1 protein-coding gene is annotated in these 749 nt (G+C 73.3%); it reads right to left on the reverse strand.

Translation table 11 applies throughout. The features are described from left to right. Nucleotides 1–80: 80 nt before the first annotated feature. The coding region (locus D180_RS20945) for an ABC transporter permease subunit (protein ID WP_017914304.1) at nt 81–749 on the reverse strand (669 nt) is incomplete at its 5' end.

The following is a 749-nucleotide window of genomic DNA, read 5'->3' on the forward strand; positions in this document are numbered from 1 at the left end:
AGCCTGCACGTGCGCGGCGACGGCGACCGCACCGGCCTGCCCGGGGACGTGCGCGGCCAGCGCGGACACGACCGACGCCATCACGCCACCGCCCTGCCGCGCCGCGCGAACCAGGCCTGCGCGCCATTCACCAGCAGCAGCGACAGCAGCGACAACAGCAGCATCGCCGCGGCGATCGCGCTGGCGCCGCCGTAGTCGAACTCTTCCAGGCGGATGGTGATCAGCAATGGCGCAATCTCGGTGGCATTGGGCAGGTTGCCGGCGATGAAGATCACCGAGCCGTACTCGCCGACGCCACGCGCGAAGGCCAGCGCGAATCCGGTCAGCACCGCCGGCCACAGGGTCGGCAGCACTACCCGGCGCACCGTCTGCCAGCGCCCGGCACCGAGCGTGGCCGCCGCCTCTTCCAGTTCGCGCTCGGCCTCGGCCAGCACCGGCTGCACGATCCGCACCACGAACGGCAGCCCCACGAACACCAGCGCCACGACGATGCCCAGTGGCGCGTAAGCGACCTTGACCCCGCTCGCCCCGCTGACCTGCATCAGCCCGACATAGCCGATCAGCAGGCCGCCGACGCCCAGTGCGGCCAGGCTCAGCACCGCGACCGTGCCGAGCAGGCGCTGCAGCACGCGCAGCGGTGCCGGCAGCAGCGCCTGGCTACGCCGCAGCAGCGCGTAGCCGGTCGCCGCCAGCGCCAGCAGTAGCGCCAGCCGCGGCCACCACCAGGCCAGCGTCGGCAGGCTGGGCGC

Source organism: Xanthomonas sp. SHU 166, assembly GCF_000364685.1.
GTDB lineage: Bacteria > Pseudomonadota > Gammaproteobacteria > Xanthomonadales > Xanthomonadaceae > Xanthomonas_A > Xanthomonas_A sontii.